The sequence below is a fragment of the Pseudogracilibacillus amylolyticus (SeqCode) genome, assembly GCF_051918545.1.
Classification (GTDB): domain Bacteria; phylum Bacillota; class Bacilli; order Bacillales; family Amphibacillaceae; genus Pseudogracilibacillus.
In genome coordinates, this window is record NZ_JBPPZG010000289.1 from 1 (window position 1) to 3812 (window position 3812).

The window sequence follows — 3812 nt, forward strand, 5'->3', positions numbered from 1 at the left end:
AGCAAACAGTGCTTTTAATTTATCCGAACAAATGAAGCATTTTGTTGATTCCGTTCAACATTCTCAGTACGAGGGACAAGAAATCGCTACATCCTCAAAAAATGTATTAACATTAACAGCCGATGGTTCCGATTTAATGAAACAATCCGTTCATCAAATGGATAAAATTGATGCAATCGTGGCGGATGCAGTTGATAAAGTTCGCGGTCTAGATCAACAATCGGATCAGATTTCTCAATTAGTACAAGTAGTAAAAGATATTGCAGACCAAACAAATTTACTTGCATTAAATGCGGCAATTGAAGCAGCGCGTGCGGGAGAACATGGCCGAGGATTCGCCGTTGTAGCAGATGAAGTAAGAAAGTTAGCAGAACAAGTGACAAGCTCTGTTACAGAAATTACGAATATCGTACATAGTATTCAATCAGAAACAAATGAAGTCGTAACATCGTTAAATGAAGGTTATCAAGAAGTAAAAGAGGGTATTAGCCAGATCGAGAAAACTGGTGAAAGCTTTGATACAATTGATAATTCCATCTCAGGAATGGCCAAAAGTATTTCACAAGTTGCAAATAGATTAAAAGAAATAGCGGAAAATAGTGAACGAATGAACAATTTAATTGAAGATATTGCCGCTGTTTCTGAAGAAGCCGCGGCAGGTGTAGAACAATCTTCTGCATCTACTCAGCAAACATCTAGTTCAATGGATGAAATTTCTAAAAATGCCGATGAGCTTTCTGAACTGGCGGAACAGCTTAATCAGGAAATTTCCGTATTTAAATTAAAATAGAAAATATATATTATTTTATGAAAATTGTGTTGACAGTTAAAAATAGTCACGTTATAATTACATTTAAATTACATAACTTGAAGCAATGATTGGAAATAGTAAAAGGATAAGTAAGCTCTCAGGGAGCCAATGGTTAGTGAAAATTGGCAGTTATTTACCTTTGAACTCGTCCAAGAGCTATGCCGTGAACAACTTATTAGTAACGGACGTCGGTTTTCTACCGTTATATGGATAGATGGTGATCGCCATTGAAAATGAGCTGAATTAATATACGTATTAATTAACTAGAGTGGTACCGCGAGCAAATCCTCGTCTCTATCTTTATATAGAGACGGGGTTTTTTATTTTCAAAATAAAATTAACAAAAAGGAGTGCTTCAAATTGTCAAGAAAAATTTGGGTGTTTGATACAACTTTACGTGATGGAGAACAAGTTCCAGGAGCGAAACTAAATTTATATGAAAAACTAGAAGTTGCCGAGCAGTTAAAACGTCTGCAAGTTGATATTATAGAAGCTGGGTTTCCTGCATCATCTGAAGGTGATTTTAATGCCGTGAAAGAAATTGCAATGAAGGTTGGAAACACGGATGATATTATGATTACTGCTTTAGCAAGAGCAGTTAAAGCAGATATCGACTCTGTTTACCATAGTGTAAAGCATGCGGAAAGACCAATGATTCATATGGTACTAGGTACGTCAGATATTCATGTGGAAAAGAAATTCAGTAAATCAAAGGATCAAATTTTAGATATTGGAGTGGAGGCAGTAAAATATGCAAAAACGCTCCTTCCAGAAATTCAATATTCTACAGAAGATGCTTCTCGATCTGATTTTGAGTACTTATGGTCTACAATTGAAGCTGTCGTAAAAGCAGGAGCTACAATGATTAATGTTCCCGATACGGTAGGTTTTGCGGAACCCGAAGAATTTGGTGAGTTAGTTTATAAATTAAATGACCGCTTGAAGAATCTAAATGATCAAGTATTACTAAGCGTTCACTGTCATAATGATCTTGGAATGGCAACTGCCAATACACTTGCGGCAATTAAAAATGGTGCAGATAAAGTTGAATGTACCATTAATGGTATTGGTGAACGAGCAGGTAATGCAGCCCTAGAAGAAGTAGTAATGGCAATTAATACACGATCTGATGTTTTCAAAGATGTCCATACAAACATAAATACAAAAGAAATCATGAATACATCTCGTCTTGTCAGTAGTTTAATGGGATTAGAAGTCCAGGTAAATAAAGCAATTACAGGAGATAATGCATTTGCTCACTCTTCAGGAATCCACCAAGACGGACTACTTAAGTCAAGAGATGCCTATGAAATTATTAATCCTATAGACGTTGGGTTAGACGATATGGAGCTTGTTTTAACAGCTCGATCAGGACGTCATGCAGTTAAAGATACATTAAATAAACTTGGTTTCGTTGATTTAACAGCCGAACAATTCGAAGCAGTTTTTGCCGATTTCCTATCGCTGGCTGATCAGAAAAAAGAAATATACAATCATGATCTATATGTAATTGTGAAGAACTACTTTGCTAAACAGGAGATTGAAAAGAAAGACATCGAAGACTACGCAAATAACTTCTATGAATTAGAAGATCTACAGGTTGTAAGTAATACAATCTTCCCTTCCGCTAGCGTCAAAGTGAAAAAAGGTGAAGAAATATTACACGGAAGCGCTGTTGGAACAGGACCAATCGACGCACTATATACAGCAATCGTCGATATTGTTGATTTAGACATTCAGCTACTTGAGTATAAAATAAGCAGTGTTTCTCGCGGAAAAGAAGCGTTAGGAAAAGTAAAAGTGATTGTTGAGTTTAATGGAGAAAAATATAATGCAAATGCAGCAGATACTGATGTTATTAAGGCTAGTGCACAAGCATATATTAATGTGATTAATAATATTATTGTAGAGAATTTACTTCCGGTCTCTTAAAAGCCAGAAAGTTCGCTCTTTATCAAGTTCTTGATAGAGAGCGAACTTTATAATTCTTGTTTCCTTATTAACTCAAGAAAAGAGAATTTCAAATACTTGAAGAGATATTTTCTACACAACTTATAATAATATCTTTTCACGATGAACAATCGCTGATGAATTGGACGTACAAGTTTAACAAGACGCAGTTTCAGAAGATGGTACATCGTTATTATGGCGAGTAGTTGATACCTTGTTTGACAGAGATCACACTGTTACAGAATAAAATAAAGTTAAGTCATTCGAAATAAAGTTAGAACAACACTCATGACACGAGAATTATATGAATATGAAAAATATAATTAATAAAAAAACGGAGGTGGACACTTGGAAGGTAGAGTTATTCCCCATTTATATCTTTTGTTCGGGATAGTTATATTTATACTGAATGAGGGGGTTTTCATGTCAACTGGTTTTTATGGTTATCTATTTTATTATCTCTCTTATGCCATGATAATAATTAGCATTATAGTAATAATGACTAACTTGTTTAGGAAAAAAGATTAAAAACTGAGGGGTATACTAAAATATTGCACCCCTCAGTTTTTAACTTAGTCTTAATTTATTATTAATTAATTTAAACATGCGTTTTAAGGATGCATTGTGAATACAGTTCATTATCGCGTCAATCGGGCGAAGGAATTACTGGAAATGGATTTAAGTCGATCCGGAAATGATATTGCTTTAAGATTAGCTGCCTATACTTGGCTCTATAGCCAGCAAACTTCATGTGAATAAAAAAGTACAGCGTCTCGTTTCATTAGAAAGCTGTACTTTTTTATTTTAATGAAAGAATAATAATCCAATTGCAATTGGGAAGAAACTATAAATCAAGATAATGACGCAAAAGCCCATAATATCTCTTACTTTAAGTCCTGCAATAGCTAGTAGCGGCAATGTCCAAAATGGCTGAATCATATTTGTCCACGCATCTCCCCAAGCAACCGCCATTGCTGTTTTTGCATTATCTACTCCCAATTCCATTCCGGCAGGGATCATAATAGGTCCCTGTACGGCCCATTGCCCACCA

The 3812-nt window shown here is 35.2% G+C and carries 4 protein-coding genes and 1 other annotated feature; of the genes, 3 read left to right on the forward strand and 1 reads right to left on the reverse strand.

Annotated features, from left to right (window positions below):
* From ACPYKA_RS19620 to ACPYKA_RS19630, 3 genes are all read left to right on the forward strand, one after another.
* A partial coding sequence (locus tag ACPYKA_RS19620) for a methyl-accepting chemotaxis protein (RefSeq protein WP_479543882.1) occupies positions 1 to 790 on the forward strand: 790 nt, incomplete at its 5' end.
* Positions 791 to 866: 76 nt separating this feature from the next.
* Positions 867 to 1110 (forward strand) — a binding site (T-box leader).
* A gap of 61 nt (positions 1111 to 1171) precedes the next feature.
* Complete coding sequence (locus ACPYKA_RS19625; protein WP_479543883.1) at positions 1172 to 2743, forward strand: 2-isopropylmalate synthase; 1572 nt, start codon at positions 1172 to 1174, stop codon at positions 2741 to 2743.
* A gap of 642 nt (positions 2744 to 3385) precedes the next feature.
* Positions 3386 to 3520 (forward strand): helix-turn-helix domain-containing protein, encoded by a 135-nt coding sequence (locus ACPYKA_RS19630; protein ID WP_479543884.1) that lies wholly within the window; start codon positions 3386 to 3388, stop codon positions 3518 to 3520.
* Positions 3521 to 3565: 45 nt separating this feature from the next.
* On the opposite strand, the gene ACPYKA_RS19635 is transcribed toward ACPYKA_RS19630, so the two are convergent.
* A partial coding sequence (locus ACPYKA_RS19635) for a TIGR00366 family protein (protein ID WP_479543885.1) occupies positions 3566 to 3812 on the reverse strand: 247 nt, incomplete at its 5' end.